Origin of the sequence: Shewanella sp. SM32 (assembly GCF_025654235.1) — a bacterium.
Taxonomy (GTDB): Bacteria; Pseudomonadota; Gammaproteobacteria; order Enterobacterales; family Shewanellaceae; genus Shewanella; species Shewanella oncorhynchi.
The window spans coordinates 1-16,999 of the sequence record NZ_JAKKRO010000017.1; the positions used below are offsets into that span (position 1 = coordinate 1).

Here is a 16,999-nt window from a genome sequence, read left to right on the forward strand (position 1 = left end):
TTTCTTTCGACCTAACTCAGTCAAGGTCAGTGTCTTACATTCAATCAGTGCCTTAGAGGCCAGCATCAAGCTGTTTAATCGTTTTAGGTGAAGTTCTGGGCAGTATTGGTGTAAAGAATGTTGTAGGATATTGGCTTCGCGCATCTTGTTGTCCAAGTGTAGTTTTTAGCGAAACCATTTGATCATGCAACAAGATGCGCTTCCACCCTAATTTGATGATTTATTTGTAAATCATCAGGGGATTCTTCAGGACCAAGTGTTGCAAGAGTGCTTCAACCGCCACCACGTTAACCCACGAAATGTGCATATTGAGATCACTGAAAGCATGCTGATGGGCGATGCCAGCCATTGCTTGAGCACGCTCGAGTCTATTCGTCATTTAGGCTCGCAAATCTATATCGATGACTTTGGTACGGGTTATTCTTCCCTGAGTTATCTGAAAAAATTTCCGATTTCAGTGATTAAAATCGACCGTAGCTTTGTGGAAAATGCCCTCGAAAATAACTCGAACGCCAACTTAGTCAAAGCGATTGTCATGATGGGGCAAAGCCTAGAAATGGAGTTAGTTGCTGAAGGCATAGAAACCGAAGCACAGTGGCACTTCCTACGAGATTTAGGTTGCCACTTCGCTCAAGGGTATTTGATCTCCAAACCGCTCCCCTTCAACGAGATCACTCCCTTGCTACGCATCAAGCACACAGCGCTGTTGAATGATGGCTATCAAGATAAATGCGTGAATATCTAAGCTTATAAAAAATAAAACGATAAAGAACAAAAAAGCAGCCTAGGCTGCTTTTTTTGTGGCAAATAAAACGGGTTTAAGCCTGTGGTTGGCCTTGACCGTTCATTATGCTTTCGCCACCCTTAGAGGCTAGCTTAGCTAAATCTTTATCGATAAAGAACAGTGCCTTACCATCTTCGCCCACTAAACGTATCTTATCGACAATCGACTTAAACAGCTTTTCTTCTTCGTGCTGCTCAGCGACATACCATTGTAAGAAGTTAAAGGTTGAGTAATCTTGATTCGAAAATGCGGCATGGGCCAAGGCATTGATCTGACGGGTAATAAGCTGCTCATGCTCATAGGTTAATTCAAACAACGCCAGTAAAGAATCGAACTGTGACTGCGGCGCCGCAATCGCACCTAACAAAGGTAAGCCACCGGTTTCACTCACATACGTGAACAGACGACGCATATGGCCCATTTCTTCATCCGCGTGCTCACGCATAAACTTAGCTGCGCCTTCAAATCCCTGATCTTCACACCACGCACTCATTTGCAGGTATAAATTTGAGGAGAAGAACTCCATATTAATTTGTTCATTCAACTTTTCGATCATAGTTGCAGACAGCATAGTAAATCCTCTTTTGCATTCGAACTGAATCATAGGGGACATTGTCATCAAGGGGGTCGACAAAAGCAACAAAATTTACCTTTGGATTTCTTGCTAAGTTAATGATTCACTGATAAAAATGATTTTCATTTGTTCATCGACTCGCGTTCAACCCTCGAATTAGCGCAGTAAATTGTGTGACTTCTAGCGAGGTTATCGCCCAAAGTGGCAGAAAAAACTGACTGGCCTATCACAGAAACTCACATGCAAATCATAGCCATCCCTGATCACCGTGGCATAATAGCCAGTCATAATCAGGTGGAAATTCATTCAGCGTCATTACGACCCATTGCATATAAGGCAGACCCTAATGTCCGTAACAGCCGATCCTTGTTCGCAACCTAGCTTAATGCATCCAGATCAAGCTATTCCCCTTTTGCTCGAGCAAGTTAGCCCAGTGTCAGACACCGAAGTCGTATTGCTTCCCCATGCCCTTGGCCGCGTCCTAGCAGAAGATTTAGCTTCCTGCATCGACCTGCCGCCCTTTAACAACTCCTCTATGGACGGCTACGCCTTCCGTTTTGTCGACTTAAATACGCAAACCAATCAGACCGCATTGCGCCTTATCGGCAGTTCCTTCGCTGGCCATGGTTTTAAAGGTGAAGCCAAACCTAATACCTGCGTGCGGATCATGACAGGCGCGCCTGTGCCTACAGGTTATGACACAGTGCAAATGCAGGAAGAAGCCGAGGTTGAAGGTGAGATTATTCATATCCGCCATCCTAGGGCGCAAGGCGCCAATGTGCGTTGCCGCGGTGAAGAACTCACCCAAGGCACTAAAGTGCTCAGTGCTGGCATTCAAATTGGTGCCGCCGAACTCGGGGTGTTGGCCACGATTGGTGTTAGCCAAGTGCGAGTTTATCGTCAGCTTAAAGTGGCCTTTTTCTCCACAGGCGATGAACTGCGTCCCGTTGGCAGCGAATTAGCCCTAGGACAAATTTACGATTCAAACCGTTACTCGATCCAAGGCTTACTCAGCCGCGCTAATGTGGAATGGCTCGATTTAGGCGTAATAGCCGATGATCCTGAAGCCATACGTCAGGCATTTCGCAATGCCGCTAGCCAAGCCGACATGGTATTAACCTCGGGTGGCGTGTCGGTCGGTGAAGCAGATTTCACTAAACAAATTCTTGATGAGGAAGGCAAAATTACCTTCTGGAAACTCGCCATCAAACCAGGCAAGCCCTTTGCCATGGGCCGAATAGGCAAAGCGATATTCTGTGGTTTACCGGGGAATCCCGTGTCTTCTATGGTGACGTTTTACAAACTCGTTTGGCCAATACTGAACAAGATGCAGGGGTTAACCCCAGTTGCACCTTTGATGTTAGACGCTACGCTCACCACGCCCGTGCGTAAACAACCAGGCCGCGTCGAATATCAACGGGGCGTTTTAAGCCGTAATGCACAAGGTAAACTTGAAGTTGCCATTACCGGTAGCCAAGGTTCAGGCATGTTGACTTCGATGAGCTTAGCAAACTGTTTCGTTTTATTGGAGCAATTCCAAGGTGATACTCCCGCTGGCGCCCAAGTGACGGTCGAGCCATTTAACAGCGTGCTTTGCTAGGAAAATCCCAATGAATGTGCCAGAAGATATTCTCAGCGACAGCGAACTCTTAAGATACAGCCGCCAAATATCCATCAAGGCTATGGATATCGACGGTCAAGAACACCTAAAACAAGCCAAAGTGCTGATGATAGGCGCTGGCGGTTTGGGCTGTGCTGCTAGCCAGTACCTGACAGTTGCGGGTATTGGTGAACTGACACTGGTCGATTTTGATACAGTTGAATTATCCAACTTGCAGCGCCAAGTGCTTCATCAAGATGCCAATGTCGGCCAGCCTAAAGTCGAATCGGCTAAACAGAGCCTCATGCAGCTCAATCCCTTTATTAAGATCAATATTATCAATGCTGTATTAGATGATCATGAGATTGATGCCCTTGTCGCCGATCACAATCTAGTGCTCGACTGTACCGATAATGTCAGTGTGCGCGAGCAACTTAATCTCAGCTGTTTTAAGCATAAAGTGCCCTTAGTGTCTGCCGCGGCAATTCGGATGGAAGGCATGGTCACTGTGTTCGATTATCACAGCGAAACGCCTTGTTATCATTGCTTTAGCGCCCTATTTGGCGAGCAACAACTGAGCTGCGTTGAATCGGGTATCCTAGCCCCTGTCGTCGGCATGATAGGTTGTTTGCAGGCGGTTGAAGCCATCAAAGTGATTACTGGCATGGGTAAAACCTTAGCGGGACGCATTTTGATGATCGATGCAATGACGATGGAGTTTCGCGAGATGAAGTTACCGAAACAAGTCCGCTGCAGTGTTTGTGGTACTAAAGAGGCTTAGGTTGTTCTCGCTTGAAAAACGGCTTTATTTACACTAGCTTAATTGCCACCGCTTAATTTGCCGTCATATAGCTCAACACTGATGACGCTTAATGGCCCGTTAAAATAAGGAAATCACAAGGAAAACATATGGATTCGGAAAACAGTGTATTTGACCGCATGACCACAGACGACCCCATAGTTGGCGCAGGTATTTACAACCTCGTTATCGGCCTCACGCTGATTTGGGGTTTTGCCGTTAACTATTGGATGGTCACCAATATCGACCCAGAGGCGATTGCCAGTGTTAATCCTTGGATTTTCTTTATCGGCTATTTCGCCTCCTGTTTTTTTGGGATTTATCTGTTCCAAAAATCGACTAACCCCGTTGTCAGTTTTATTGGCTACAACTTTGTGGTCGTGCCCTTCGGCTTAATTATCAATATGGTGGTTAGTCAATACGATCCCGAATTGGTGACTGAAGCCATTCGTATCACAGGGCTAGTGACCATAGCCATGATGTGTTTAGGCACACTCTTCCCCGCCTTTTTCCAAAAAATTTCCGGCGCACTCACGATTGCTTTATTGCTCGTTATCGTCGTCGAACTGATTGAAGTGTTTATCTTTAATACTCACCACGGCATTTTAGATTGGATAGTCGTGCTGATTTTCTGCGGTTATATTGGTTATGACTGGGGACGGGCGAATCAAATCCCTAAAACCATAGATAATGCCATCGATAGCGCCGCCGCTTTGTATATGGATATCATCAACTTGTTCCTACGGATCCTGCGGATTTTAGGGCGAAAATAACTCACCAAGGAGTGTCTATGAAAATCAAATTCCTACTTGTTACTGCTCCACTTCTGGCGAGTGTGGTATTAGTCGGATGCAGTGATACTGAACAAGTAAAAATAGCCAATCCCGCCTCTGAGTATTGTGTCTCCATTGGTGGCAAATTAACAATTGAGAAAACCGCTGAAGGTGAACATGGGATCTGCACCTTACCCAGCGGTGAAGCAATTGAAGAGTGGGCGTTATTCCGTCGCGATCATAAGGAAGAAAAGCCGCAGTAACAGTGGCTATTTTTACCTTTAATAAAAACAGGCGCCATTAGCGCCTGTTTTGTTAGCTGTACTTAATTGGGTCATACTCAACAGTCTTAACGGGCTAAGTGTTCACCGCGCCAGATTTTGCGCTTAGATGCTGACTGGAAACTCCACGCTAAAACCCGCGTAATTTTATTACCCTGCTGCATCTCAATCGTTTTCACAGTATCGACTTTCAACTGCGCTAAGGCTTGATAACAAGGTTTCAGGTTTTCCTTCTTCGACACTAGACTGGTAAACCATAAGCATTGATCTGCAAACATTTGGCTCTCACGGATCATAGTCGTTAAAAACTGTCGTTCACCGCCTTGGCACCAAAGCTCAGCCGCTTGACCGCCGAAATTCAGCTTAGGTGCAACCTTTACCAAGCCACCCCGATTGAGCTGCAGATTATTCACCTTACGCTTTGTACCTTCGCTCGCCTCAGCCATAGAGGCATGAAATGGCGGATTGCACAGGGTTAACGCAAAACATTCTCCGGCTTGAATGATTCCCTTGAAGACCGCCTTGTCATTTGGCTGTAATCGTAAACCTATCTGCCCTTGCAGCACTGGGTTTTGCTCAATAATACTCTGCACATTACTGAGTGAATGGGCATTAATATCCGAGGCGACAAATTGCCAACCGTATACTTGGCAACCCAATATGGGATAAATACCGTTCGCGCCAGTGCCGATATCTAATACCCTAGTTTTATCCAAAGCAAATACATCATCGCCTTCGGCTAGAAGGTCTGCTAAATAATGTAAATAATCGACTCGACCGGGAATAGGAGGACATAACGCTCCATCAGGAATATCCCAAGACTCAATCCCATAATGATATTTCAGTAGCGCCGCATTAAGGATTTTAACTGCTAACGGATCGGCAAAATCGACCGATAAAGCCCCATAAGGCGTGGGTCGAACAAAGGCTTTTAGCTTAGGGAATGAACTCATCAGCGCCGGAAAATCATAGCCGTTCAAGTGTACATTTCGAGGATGTAAAGCTTTTTTAATCTCAGCACTAGGCCTGTTTTTGACCGACTTGGCTTTGCCTTTCACCTCAGTTCTAGCCTGCTTTGGTGCTTTAGTTTTTGCATGACCAATGTTGGCTGTACTCGTTAGGCGTTTCGCAGTCACTAATTGGACGGGTTTCACGGCAGGTTTTGACATAATAGCTCTTGTAACGCAATGGGCCGACCTAAGTCAGCCCATAGAGTGAGGCAGTAAATTAATCGTACAGATAAGAGGTAAACAATAAGTTTACGATCAAGGGTTTACCAGCTTCTTTGGTGATCAAATTGTTAACCATTTCAAAGCACTCACGACGAATCTCTTCACGACCCGTGAGTGACTTAATCTTCTCTTCCGATTGATTGCCTAACACTTCAACAATTGCGGCTCGTAATAATGGATTATGGAGCTCAATTGTCACTAGATCATCTGGACTCTTTACCATTAACTCAACGCTAATCTTCACAAAACCCAATTTCTTGCGATTAGAAATGTAGTTAGTGACAATTTCGGGTTCGAAACCATAGTAGGCATACTCACCCGTAGGTGGGGTTGCTGCTGCAGGTGCAGCTTCTTTTTCATCGGCCGCATAAACACTGAAAATACTTGTAACCAAGATAAGACAGACTGAAAGTAATTTTTTCATAGCGACTTACGGCTCCCTAAAACAATAATGGTAATGGAAGAAACTTCCCAATCTATATAGCCAAACAACCTGAAGATGCGGTATCCGTATCTGGAAGTAGCTTGGGTATATATGCTCGCGTCGCGACATGCTAGACTGCCGACGTTTGTTTATATTGTAACGAGTATTTAATGAATGTGACTAGCTTAAGCTTTCCCTATGGTGAATCTATTCAGTGGTTTTCAGCCGATCTAGCCGACAAACTCCCCAAATCGCCCTTGAAAGAATGGTTGCTTGCCACTGGCAGCCTAACGCAAAAACTCAAAACTTGCTGTGCTCAATTTGAAGTAAAGATACTAGGCGAAGGACTGCATGCTCCCTTAGAGGGCGAATATCCCCAGCAAGGTGCTGTATGGATCCGTGAAGTCTTGCTTTGCCTCGACTCGATACCTTGGGTATTTGCCAGAACCTTGATCCCTGAAAAATTAATGGCCGAGCGCAAAATGGATTTCCTTAGTTTGGGTACTCGCCCCTTAGGTGAATTACTGTTTAGCCAAGATAACTTCATCCCCGGTAGAATCGAAGTTGCCAGTTTCGAAACCTGTAGTCGCCTTGCCCACTTAGCTGAAAGTTTAGATCAAAGTGTCGAACATGCACTCTGGGGACGCCGCCGCTATTTCCATCACGGTGAGCATGAAATGATCGTCAGCGAAATCTTTCTGCCAGCGGCCGAGCAAGCTATCCGTCAGTTGTAAACTTTAGACTTCATCCAAAGCTTAGTCAGAATTTAGCCTCAAGACAGATAAAAAATGCCTCTAGATCAGAGGCATTTTTGTTCGGGTTTCAAACAATCAACTTAGTGGACATTTAACTTAGTGCACATTTAACTGGCGGCGCCAAGTCAATAAGCTAAGGAAGGCAAGGCTTAACCAACCTAAGCTGCCGCCACCTGAACCCTCACTGGCCGGCGGAGTTACTGGAGGCGTAACAGGTGCAACAACCGTTACCGTCGAACTGCTAATCGCCTTAGTATTTTGCGCATCGATAACCGTAAGTGTCACTGTATAAGTGCCAGCCTTCGCATAGGTATGGGTTGGCGCCGTGACAGTGCTTGTCGTGCCATCACCAAAATCCCAAGCGTAGGTTAATACTCCCATACCACCATCAACGTTACTGGTGAAGTTCACCGCTAATTGACTAACTGTCTTACCAAAACTGACAGTTAACGGCGCTATAGCATCAGAGTTCGCATTCGCAAGACGAATAACCGCAGTACCATTGTTGCTGGCTTGAGATAGTACCTGCATTGTCAACCCTAGCTGCTGCAACACCATACCTGACTGTGGCTGTAGTGGCGCGCTGTAATCAAAACTGTCATCGAACAGGCTGACAGCATCGCGATGATTGTCCTCAAAATAGAAGGTTTGATTTACTGTACTAAAGGCCGCATCACGAATTTGTACGTCGGTAGAGCGAGTGCCAATCATGTTTTGGTCAGCATCAATCACGCCAATCAAGCCATGGCCAGCATGGTTTGAAACGTTATTGTCTCTGAAACCTAAATCTTCTAACCAGAGTAAAACTCCGGGATCAAAGCTTTTTGCTTTCAAACCCGCATCGACACCATTATGGCTACGCAGCTGAATAATATAACGAGACTGGGATTTTGGATCCGGACGAGAATCCTTAATCCGGCTATAGCCATAAAGCGTCATTTTATCCGCAACTTCAGCGTTATCACCATATAACTCAGTGGTATTTTGTTTAACACTGATGTTATCAATAGTGATCCCTGACTTAGAGGTTAAATCATCGGTGACATAGTTGATCTCGACAGCAACAGATTTTCCAGCATATGCGGTTAAATCATATTCTAATGTTACCCAAGCATCGCTACCATCCGCAGACGACTCGCCAGTAATAATATGACGAGCGCCATTTATCCCATTGTTCGACTTAGTGTAATTACCTGCAATGGCCACACCATCCACTTTCACCTGCATGTAGTCAAAGTCAAGTTCAATACTCCAACGAGCCTTCATACTCAGAATCAGTTTATCTGTGGTTACGGCAGGTAATTTAACATTAAAAATCATACTGTTATTCAGCATATTCCCTTGACCAGAATAGTACTGATAACTGCCCTGATAAGGTGTTTTAAAAGGAATTAGCGTTGGAGGAAGTGGAATAGAGATCTGATTAACCGCCTGATGATTAACCGCCTCATTCAACGTCACTTCCATGCCTGATTTGGGAATGCTATCTAAGGAAATTTCACGTTCATTTAACCACTTACCTTTGTATCTTTTCTGTAGATAAGATCGAGCATAAGGACTAAAACCACTCGGCTGAGCGCCAGGAATAGCACCAGCCCAACTACCACCAGACATTAAAGACCATAGCCCCACAGGCGAGCCGTCTTTCTTATCATTTTCAGAGGTATCGTACTCATCAGGCAGACCTAGATCATGGCCAAACTCGTGGGTACACACGCCCGTTGCCGCATCGATAGGCTGAATGGTATAACCGAATACTTTTTTGTTGGTACCAGTAAGCGCATAACCATTGGTTGCTTGGTCGACATAATATCGATGCGACCATATCGCACTTTCACCTAGTTTTCCGCCACCGACCTCTTCGCCTACGCTAGAGTGGAAAATCATCACATGGTCGATAATGCCATCGGGCTCATCGTAAATACCGTTACTGTTCAAATCATTTTGGTCTTCAATATCATAGCTAGCCAGCTCTGCTTCAGACATATTTGCAACAGCTTGAGATACGGCTTCTTTGACCAATTGTTCGACCTGTGAATCACTACGGGTATCTGGATCATTAGCACCATAGTATTCAGCATTTTGCGAGGCGGTATACCAGCCCTTCACATCCCCAGTAAAGGAGAAGGTTTGCCCAGATACCGCTTGATAATATTGATACCCCGAATCTAACGTCTGCCCCTGTGGACCTTTGAAGCCCGTAGGCGAAAAGAGTAATTCCTTGTAGTGGGACGCAGGATAACTCGGGTAATACATGTCTGTATCCCCCGCTTTTAAGCCATTGTCATCATGTTTTAGATCAGCAAAATCCACTAATACTGTGAGCACTTTAACGGTTTTCTTTACATCCGCATCGGCCTGTAAACGCTGTGCAGGTGAGCGCATCATTTGCGATGATTTAGCTCTTTGTAGACGCGCATGTTCAGCTTCAACTTCGATGCGTGGCGCTTTAGGTTGTGCCAAAGTGGCGCGATGAATATAAGCTTCTATCGCCTCCTGCTTTACGCTATCACTGGCATCGGCGGCCACTTCGCCACGCTTAATCAACCAATATAAAATTCGATCTTTATTAATCACACCCGCATCTGCAGGTGTATGATTCGGAGCCGCAATACTCGCGCCGCTAATCAATGCCAACATCAGTCCAAACGCTGTTACGCCTTTTGTACTTCGCATTTTTAACATCCTTACTGTAACAGCCAACGCCATTCTATTTATTAAGACTAGTGTCTCTTTGTATTAAGACAAATTACCTTTAATGAGTAACCTACTCAGGGTTTATCCATCTTCAAGTGATAGAGACAGAGTTTTCGACATTAGCAGCACTGCACTTCAGTAACAACTTGATACACCTGTTCGCAGGTAAGATTTGCACTTTTGTCAGCAAATATTCAGCAAACCTCTGTGCTGACTCAATTCCAAGCCAAATCTCAGCCATAAAAAAACCGCATTAACAACGTTAATACGGTTTCGTTTTGATCAAACTAGATAAAGTTAGCCAGCGGTTTTCAGATAGTTTGAAATACCGTCGAGGAACATTTGTACTGAGATCATGACCAGCACCATACCCATCAAACGCTCGACTGCTGTGAGCCCCTTTTCCCCCAGCACACGGGTGAAAAGTTTATAAAACATTAAGATCACCGCACTCGCCCCCCAAGCTGACACTAACGCTATGGTCCAATCGCCCATACGTGAGCTATCGGTATGCGCCAGTAAAATCAAGGCTGCAAGAATCGATGGGCCAGCCATCAAGGGAATAGCCATAGGCACGATAAAAGGCTCTTCTCCCGCGGCTAATCCAACGACACCACCGGGTTGGGGGAAGATCATCTTAATCGCGATCAAAAACAGAATAATACCGCCTGCAATACTCACAGATTCGGAACGAAGATTTAAGAAACTTAAAATGGCTTCACCCGCATAAAGAAAAGACAGCATGATCACTAAGGCGAAAAGTAACTCGCGGATGAGTACCTTACGACGTTTCTTGGGATCGATATGCCGCAGAATCGATGCGAAAATCGGCAAATTCCCCAAAGGGTCCATGATCAGAAACAACATTACCGCAGCAGAAAATATATCCATTTAACGTATCAACACCCAAGCCAACATAAGCCGATATTATATACCCAAACAACCTGAAGATGCAGGATTCAGCGGGAATGTAACGCACTTTAGGCAAGGCGGTTATTTGCGGACCTAGTGGGCTAAGTTAAAAATAACCAACACGGCATAAAGTACGTTACAACCCGCCGGAACGGAGCGCCTAGGGAGCTCCACTTCCGTGTTGCAACAATTCAAAAGGTGGCCGACATTCTGTCATTGATGCGCCTTGAATTGAAGCACCCTAGGCGCTCTGAAACTCGTATCTTCAGGTAGCTTGGGTATAGTACCTTTTCTCGAGTTAGATCTGAAAATTTCTCCGCAGAATGGCCAAAGTGAATAAAATTCTCACCTTCAAAACACAGTATAAAATGTCAGTTGAGTAAATTGCCTGCAAGTCACTGCTCACTTTGCTTTACAGCTGGTATACTATGGCGTTTTTTCAGCAAATTTTCCGTGGAATCCATGCTCTATCTTCTTGCTAGCTGTATCGCACTCTTAATTGGCCCTCTGTTTTATCGCTACTTCTCATCGAGTAGTGGCTTACAAAAGGGGCTCGATGGTTTTATATTCGTCTCATTAGGCGGATTAGTGCTGATCCACATCTTGCCAGAATTACTCGAGCATGGTGGCATGCTTGCGATCGTCTTTGTACTCCTCGGCATCTGGGGGCCTACCGCCAGCGAACGCCTATTTCACCGTTATTCAGAAGTCACCCATAATTTTACGCTTTTCTTGGGTATTGGTGGCTTATTACTGCATACCATCACCGATGGCACCGCTATGGTTTTGGCGCAGCAAGACGATAACTCCATTCTGCTAGCTCTTGGTGTCATACTCCACCAATTACCCGTCGGTTTTGCAGTATGGTGGATACTTAAACCCCATCTTGGAACACGTTGGACACTTATGATCTTTGCAGCCCAGATGCTATTTACAGGCATAGGCTATTTCGCCGGTGAGCAACTACTTCCTTATTTAAATATCGATGACACTGTCTACTTACAAGCCTTTATTACAGGCACAATTCTGCATGTGGTACTACATCAACCCCATGGTCAGCATGAAAGTGATACGCAAGGCAAATATGAATACCAAGCTGGCATAGGTAGTTTGCTCGGCATCGGCTTACTCGTGATGTTGCTATTAATGGATTCAGGCGGCCACGGCCACGAACATGCCCACCATGATCACAGCACAGAGCAATTAATGACTTGGCTATTAAAGCTCGCACCCGTGTTGCTGCTGAGCTATGGTGCGGCTGCGTTGCGCTTTAAATTAGGTTTGACGCCGCAGGATAGCAGTTTAGCCCGTCGCTGGTTCCAACGCTTAGCAGGGCCTGAAGCCTTAGTGATCACAGCTCTACTTCTCGGTCCTTGGTTAGCGTTATTCCAATTGCTTGTAGTGTTTATTCTGAGTGCATATTTAAGCCATGCTAACGTCACCATTACCGATCCACACACTAAATTACCCAGCAATTCACTGCGTTTCGGCTTTGCTCATTTAGTCGATCGCAGCGCACCTTGGATTTTACTTAGCCTAGTATTAGTGAATTTAATTGGCCACCCTTCAATGCCCTTAAGCAATCCATTGCTACAGGTTGTTGTGCTATTGCTTGTATTTTTACCTATGCGTTTCTGCAACTTAGGCGCTGCCGTACTCGCTCTTGCACTGGCTTATAGTGGCTGGAGTCCTATTGCGATTATGATGCCGCTGATTGCAGCACCTGTGCTCAACATAGCTCAGCTTAAGTTAATGACATGGACGCAAAGGGCGATATTACTGAGTATTATTGCGCTGAGTTTAGCCGCAGCCTTACGCTTGCCACTATGGTTCTCCTTATTTACCTTGCCTGAAGTCGTGAACTTAATTGCTCTACTGATCCTCTCAGGGTTGTTTGCCGCCAGCTTACTGCGCTTAGGTCCACGTAAATTTTTACGCCGCTTAATGCTTAGCAAACCGGTAGCACATGCGCATAGTCACGCCCATAGCCATTCCCACGAGAATACACATACTCATGAATCTAGCGCTTCGCACACAGACGAGCAGAAACCTGTTGTGACACCTAGTGCAGATAAACATGTACATGAACACGCAAAAACGGATAAGCACTCGCACCACTAACGCTGTTCATTTGTGAGCAGACAGGCTAAGTTAATCTACCTTTGGATTAATTTAGCCTGCTATGTGCATACTCTTTGTCGCCATTAATGCTCATCCTAAGTATCCCTTAATCATCTGTGCCAACCGCGATGAGTTTCATCATAGACCAACTGCGCCAGCGCATTTTTGGCCGCCGGAAGAAAACATTCTCGCGGGTAAAGATCTGCAGGCCGGTGGCACTTGGTTTGGCATCAATAAACAAGGACAAATTGCTGGCGTAACCAATCTGCGCGTTCCACAAAAGAACCCTGAAGCCATGCGTAGTCGTGGCGAGCTGATTACTATGACGCTCAACTCAGGGTCGCTCGTGTGCCCTAATTGGCTCGTTGAACATAGCGACAATTATCAGCCGTTCAATCTCATCTTCGGCCAAGGTACTGACTTATATTGTTTTAACAGTATCAATAAAGACACAGTAAAACTTGCCGATGGATTTCATGCCATTAGCAATGGTGCACTCGATGATATTTGGCCGAAAATGGCGAAGGGACAGCAGGCGTTAGAAGCGGCAATCAGCCAGTCCAGCAGTATAGAAGTGCAAGTACTGTTACAACTAATGAAAGACGATTCCCAGCCGCAAGATAATGAGCTGCCTAATACGGGAGTAGGGATCGAGTGGGAACGGCGTTTAGCTGCGATTTATATTCGTCACCCCGACTATGGCACCCGCTCCACCAGCATTCTGCTTGAAGATGCTGAGGGCGGTATGCATTTCACCGAAGTGAGATACGATGGCAAAGGTAGACAGCTTGGACAGCAGGATTTCCATTTAACTCTGCCTGCCGAGCCGCCCACCAAACCAGACTGTTTATTATCGCAAATCTAATTTGAACTGCTGTGCAGCACTGAGTGTAAAGGACACGGTTTAGTCTGAACTGTGGTCCATAGTGATCACCCAACGATCGTCGATTTTTTCAATCAACAGAGTAAACACGCCCGTTGGGGCATCTTTTATCCGCCGTAAATCCCAGCGCCCAACAACCATAGCGGCGTAATTACTGAGCATTTTTATTTCTTTGATAGTGAACTTCAGTTCACCAAGCGCTTCTTTATTTGGATAATTTTTCTTATAGGCAGCGAGAGTTTCTTCCCAGCCAAAACGAAACTTACCATTAGAGACAAAACGCAGTTGATCACTCTTCCAATAGCCTTGCATATAAGCATCGAGATCGCCGCGATTCCAGGCGTCTTCTTGGCCTTTGAGCATCTGCGTAATTTCATCCGTCGGCACCGCATTAACATGACAAGTCAGCAAGAGTAACAGTGCCGCAAAAACACGCTGCCAGATAACCTTGTTTAATAGTCCATTTTTCAACATAGTATCGTTCCCCCACAATCAATCAGGTTAAACTGTACTATACCGAATTCAGTACAGACTATCTTGTTTAAGCCAGTTTAAAATCTAAAAAAGCTGATGATATTATTAATTTTTCGACTCTGGGCACCGAACTATGTTTACACCACTTTGCCGTTGGCTACTTAACACTTCAGGCTGGCAGATAGAAGGCCAACTGCCCGACTGTGCTAAATACATCATCATAGTTGCACCGCACACTAGTAACTGGGACTTCATTGTCGGCATTTTAGCCCGTGGCGCCCTAGGTATCCGCATTCACTTTCTCGGCAAACACCAACTCTTTATCCCGCCTTGGGGCTGGTTTTTCCGCGCCATTGGCGGCAGTCCGGTGGATCGGCGCAAGAACAACAACTTAGTCGATGCCGCCGTGCAGCTGTTTGAGTCAAAATCCGATTACAAGTTAGCGCTAGCGCCAGAAGGCACCCGCGGCCCAGTGACGCGCTGGAAGTGCGGCTTTTATCATATCGCCAGCAAGGCCCAAGTACCCATTACACCCGTTGGCTTAGATTTTAGCCGCCGCACTGTCGTTATCCGCACACCACTGCAACCCAGTGACGATATCGTGACCGACATGCAAGAGATTTTGAGCTTCTATCGCACCATTAAAGGCCGTCATCCCAAGGTGATCCCTGATTTTATAGCGAGTGCCAAATATTAACATTTATTCCATTTAGAGCAGCAAATATGCAACCCGAAACCTGGTTACTCTATTTATTTGCCATTGTATTGATTGGGATTTCACCCGGTCCTATCGCTATGTTGTCTATGTCCCATGGGATCCACTTCGGCAAGATGCGCAGCATAGCCACAGGCCTTGGCAGTGTTAGCGCCGCTTTAATCTTAATGATGGCGTCAGCGGCAGGACTGGGGGCGATTATTAGCGCCTCAGAATACGGTTTTACCCTGCTCAAATGGTGCGGCGCGGCCTATTTAGTATTTTTAGGTATTAAGCTGTTATTGACGAAAAACCAAGCTCAAGCCCTTGAAGTTAGCCCGTCAGAGGGCAAAGGTACGCCTGCGCAGCTTTATAAGCAGGCGTTTCTAGTGGGGATCAGTAATCCGAAGGATTTACTGTTTTTTGCCGCGTTATTTCCGCAATTTATCAATCTTGCCGCGCCGCAATTACCGCAACTGACCATTCTTGCCGTCACTTGGGCCGTGGTGGATTTTAGCTTTGTGATGATTTATGCCTGCATGGCCAATGTACTTGCGCCCAGCCTAAAGGCGAGCAACAAGCTGCATTGGTTTGACAGAACCAGCGGCGGTGTATTTATCACCTTAGCCGCGATTCTTGTCTCTCGAAACTAAATCAACAGTCATCAAACTAGTCGACCTTAACCGACTTTAAACTGCGAATATCATTGCCTGTTGGCGCTTGGAACGCCTGCAGACCAAACTCAGGCAATATTGCAAAAACATGGTCGAAGATATCCGCTTGTATCGCTTCATAAAATGCCCAGCGAGTGTCGTTAGTGAAGATATAAATCTCGATCGGTAGACCCTCTGTGGTCGGCGCTAATTGGCGAACCATTAAGGTCATATCCTTGTGGACTTTATCGTGACGCTGTAGGTATTCCTGCAGATAAGCGCGGAAAGTGCCGACGTTAGTCAAATGGCGGCCGTTCACTTTCATATCGAGATCCGACACTCTGGCATTCGACTCACGAATTTCGTTTATTTTTGCGGGGAAATATTCTTTTAAGCAATTGATCTTACTGAGACGTTCGCGCTCTTCCTCGGTCAAAAACTTTATGCTGTTGATATCGATATTGATCGCGCGTTTGATCCTGCGACCGCCCGACTCAGACATACCCCGCCAGTTGCGAAACGCATCCGACACTAAGGCATAAGCAGGGATCATAGTGATGGTTTTGTCCCAGTTGCGCACTTTCACCGTGGTCAGCGAGACTTCTTCTACCGCACCGTCGGCGCCGTATTTATCCATCTGGATCCAGTCGCCTTTACTCACCATACGGTTAGCCGCTAACTGAATGCCCGCCACAAAACCTAAGATAGTGTCGCGGAACACTAACATCACAAAACCCGTTGCCACACCTAAGCCGCTGAGGAAGTACACAGGTGATTGATCGGCCAAGATTGAGATAGAAACGATAATCCCAACAAAGAATAAAAATAGCTTAGTTAACTGTACGAAACTCTTAACAGGCAAGCGCCGACTCACCAGATTCACATCTGAAATTTCATCAACCGCATCCATACCTGCATACATAGCGCGGATAATCAGCACCACTAACCAAATACTCAGTAATCGGTCGACTAGCCCGCTTAGCAGTGGATGCTCAGTCAGCGCGATTGGCACTAATAGATTAAGTACGATAGCGGGCACAAGCATGGCCAGCTTTTCAAGCACCTTATAACGCATGAATACATCGTCCCACGTCGCCTTAGAGCGCAGGATTACCATATTCACCGCACGAATCACCACGCGTCGGACAATAAAATAAGCGATGCTCGCTAACAGTAAGCAAGCAATGACCATAACTGTGGTCGATATTCCATCAGAGGGTTGGCTATCAATCCCAAAGCCCGCTAACCATGCCGAAATTTCGAGCCTTATTTCCTGATCCACAATTTCACTCCAACGTAGGCGCTAGCGCAACAAACCCATACAAAGGTAACTGCCGAGTTGA

Annotated in this window: 16 protein-coding genes and 2 pseudogenes; 10 read left to right on the forward strand and 8 right to left on the reverse strand. The window is 45.9% G+C overall.

Features of this window, described 5'->3' with window-relative positions:
* Positions 1-144: pseudogene (locus L5M10_RS08995) on the reverse strand (IS4 family transposase); the annotation flags it as partial.
* Between the two features lie 100 nt (positions 145-244).
* Here L5M10_RS08995 and L5M10_RS09000 point away from each other — a divergent pair.
* Positions 245-745: pseudogene (locus tag L5M10_RS09000) on the forward strand (EAL domain-containing protein); the annotation flags it as partial.
* A gap of 73 nt (positions 746-818) precedes the next feature.
* Here L5M10_RS09000 and ftnA read toward each other — a convergent pair.
* Complete coding sequence (gene ftnA / locus L5M10_RS09005; protein ID WP_105250975.1) at positions 819-1,355, reverse strand: non-heme ferritin; 537 nt, start codon at positions 1,353-1,355, stop codon at positions 819-821.
* A 349-nt stretch (positions 1,356-1,704) separates the two neighbouring features.
* On the opposite strand from ftnA, the gene glp reads away from it, so the two are divergent.
* From glp to L5M10_RS09025, 4 genes are all read left to right on the forward strand, one after another.
* On the forward strand, positions 1,705-2,958 hold the full coding sequence (glp, locus tag L5M10_RS09010; protein ID WP_173496991.1) for a gephyrin-like molybdotransferase Glp: 1,254 nt from the start codon (positions 1,705-1,707) through the stop codon (positions 2,956-2,958).
* 10 nt (positions 2,959-2,968) lie between these two features.
* On the forward strand, positions 2,969-3,739 hold the full coding sequence (moeB, locus tag L5M10_RS09015; RefSeq protein ID WP_173496990.1) for a molybdopterin-synthase adenylyltransferase MoeB: 771 nt from the start codon (positions 2,969-2,971) through the stop codon (positions 3,737-3,739).
* A 128-nt stretch (positions 3,740-3,867) separates the two neighbouring features.
* Complete coding sequence (locus tag L5M10_RS09020; protein WP_168826929.1) at positions 3,868-4,530, forward strand: Bax inhibitor-1 family protein; 663 nt, start codon at positions 3,868-3,870, stop codon at positions 4,528-4,530.
* Positions 4,531-4,547: 17 nt separating this feature from the next.
* Positions 4,548-4,793 carry a DUF333 domain-containing protein gene (locus L5M10_RS09025; RefSeq protein ID WP_131525670.1) on the forward strand — a complete coding sequence of 82 codons (246 nt, stop codon included), beginning with the start codon at positions 4,548-4,550 and terminating at the stop codon, positions 4,791-4,793.
* A gap of 86 nt (positions 4,794-4,879) precedes the next feature.
* Here L5M10_RS09025 and rlmF read toward each other — a convergent pair whose 3' ends face one another.
* Both rlmF and L5M10_RS09035 read right to left on the reverse strand, forming a co-directional pair.
* Positions 4,880-5,980 (reverse strand): 23S rRNA (adenine(1618)-N(6))-methyltransferase RlmF, encoded by a 1,101-nt coding sequence (rlmF, locus tag L5M10_RS09030; protein ID WP_173496989.1) that lies wholly within the window; start codon positions 5,978-5,980, stop codon positions 4,880-4,882.
* Between the two features lie 58 nt (positions 5,981-6,038).
* Positions 6,039-6,467 carry a flagellar basal body-associated protein FliL gene (locus L5M10_RS09035; protein WP_168826922.1) on the reverse strand — a complete coding sequence of 143 codons (429 nt, stop codon included), beginning with the start codon at positions 6,465-6,467 and terminating at the stop codon, positions 6,039-6,041.
* A 170-nt stretch (positions 6,468-6,637) separates the two neighbouring features.
* Here L5M10_RS09035 and L5M10_RS09040 point away from each other — a divergent pair, with 170 nt between their 5' ends.
* Positions 6,638-7,201, forward strand: coding sequence for a chorismate--pyruvate lyase family protein (locus L5M10_RS09040; protein WP_131525672.1), 564 nt, complete (start codon positions 6,638-6,640; stop codon positions 7,199-7,201).
* Positions 7,202-7,318: 117 nt separating this feature from the next.
* Here L5M10_RS09040 and L5M10_RS09045 read toward each other — a convergent pair whose 3' ends face one another.
* Both L5M10_RS09045 and L5M10_RS09050 read right to left on the reverse strand, forming a co-directional pair.
* Positions 7,319-9,898, reverse strand: a complete 2,580-nt coding sequence (locus L5M10_RS09045) for an immune inhibitor A domain-containing protein (RefSeq protein ID WP_263255176.1) — start codon at positions 9,896-9,898, stop codon at positions 7,319-7,321.
* A 318-nt stretch (positions 9,899-10,216) separates the two neighbouring features.
* Complete coding sequence (locus L5M10_RS09050; RefSeq protein WP_011848195.1) at positions 10,217-10,810, reverse strand: YhgN family NAAT transporter; 594 nt, start codon at positions 10,808-10,810, stop codon at positions 10,217-10,219.
* 483 nt (positions 10,811-11,293) lie between these two features.
* Here L5M10_RS09050 and L5M10_RS09055 point away from each other — a divergent pair, with 483 nt between their 5' ends.
* Both L5M10_RS09055 and L5M10_RS09060 read left to right on the forward strand, forming a co-directional pair.
* On the forward strand, positions 11,294-12,952 hold the full coding sequence (locus L5M10_RS09055; RefSeq protein WP_263255177.1) for a ZIP family metal transporter: 1,659 nt from the start codon (positions 11,294-11,296) through the stop codon (positions 12,950-12,952).
* Positions 12,953-13,013: 61 nt separating this feature from the next.
* Complete coding sequence (locus L5M10_RS09060; RefSeq protein WP_131525674.1) at positions 13,014-13,817, forward strand: NRDE family protein; 804 nt, start codon at positions 13,014-13,016, stop codon at positions 13,815-13,817.
* A 39-nt stretch (positions 13,818-13,856) separates the two neighbouring features.
* On the opposite strand, the gene L5M10_RS09065 is transcribed toward L5M10_RS09060, so the two are convergent.
* On the reverse strand, positions 13,857-14,309 hold the full coding sequence (locus tag L5M10_RS09065) for a YybH family protein (RefSeq protein WP_105250965.1): 453 nt from the start codon (positions 14,307-14,309) through the stop codon (positions 13,857-13,859).
* Positions 14,310-14,442: 133 nt separating this feature from the next.
* Between L5M10_RS09065 and L5M10_RS09070 the strand changes: the two genes are divergently transcribed.
* Both L5M10_RS09070 and L5M10_RS09075 read left to right on the forward strand, forming a co-directional pair.
* Positions 14,443-15,006: a lysophospholipid acyltransferase family protein gene (locus L5M10_RS09070; protein ID WP_263255178.1), complete on the forward strand. Its 564-nt coding sequence runs from the start codon at positions 14,443-14,445 to the stop codon at positions 15,004-15,006.
* Positions 15,007-15,032: 26 nt separating this feature from the next.
* Positions 15,033-15,656: a LysE family translocator gene (locus L5M10_RS09075; RefSeq protein WP_105250963.1), complete on the forward strand. Its 624-nt coding sequence runs from the start codon at positions 15,033-15,035 to the stop codon at positions 15,654-15,656.
* 16 nt (positions 15,657-15,672) lie between these two features.
* Here the strand turns inward: L5M10_RS09075 and L5M10_RS09080 are convergent, their stop codons facing one another.
* A complete protein-coding gene (locus L5M10_RS09080) occupies positions 15,673-16,938 on the reverse strand; it encodes a mechanosensitive ion channel family protein (RefSeq protein WP_105250962.1) in 1,266 nt (421 codons plus the stop codon).
* Positions 16,939-16,999: the final 61 nt, after the last annotated feature.